Origin of the sequence: Sporosarcina sp. E16_8 (assembly GCF_017347095.1) — a bacterium.
Lineage (GTDB): Bacteria > Bacillota > Bacilli > Bacillales_A > Planococcaceae > Sporosarcina.
In genome coordinates, this window is the sequence record NZ_JADPRZ010000133.1 from 1 (window position 1) to 541 (window position 541).

The 541-nt window shown below is 52.3% G+C and carries 1 protein-coding gene; it reads right to left on the minus strand.

What is annotated here, in order from left to right; all coding sequences use genetic code 11:
- A partial coding sequence (locus I2484_RS21250) for a hypothetical protein (protein ID WP_207153007.1) occupies window positions 1-512 on the minus strand: 512 nt, incomplete at its 3' end.
- Window positions 513-541: the final 29 nt, after the last annotated feature.

Here is a 541-nt window from a genome sequence, read left to right on the forward strand (position 1 = left end):
ACCGGAAAGTGTCCAACCAAACTGTCGAAGTGTCCAACAAACGCGGCGGGGTTTCCAACCAAATCGGCGAAGCCTCCAACCAATCCGGCGAAGTGTCCAACAAACCGGAAAGTGTCCAACCAAACTGTCGAAGTGTCCAACAAACGCGGTGAGGTTTCCAACCAAATCGGCGAAGCCTCCAACCAATCCGGTGAAGTGTGCAACAAACCGGAAAGCGTCCAACCAAACTGTCGAAGTGTCCAACAAATGCGGTGGGGTTTCCAACCAAATCGGCGAAGCCTCCAACCAATCCGGTGAAATGTCCAACAAACTGGAAAGCGTCCAACCAAACTATCGAAGTGTCCAACAAACGTGGTGAGGTTTCCAACCAAACTGTCAGAGTGTCCAACGAATGCGGCGGTGTTTCCAACAAAATCGGCGAAGCCTCCAACCAATCCGGTGAAGTGTCCAACAAACCGGAAAGCGTCCAACCAAACTGTCGAAGTGTCCAACAAACGCGGCGGGGTTTCCAACCAAATCGGCGAAGCCTCCAACCAATCCG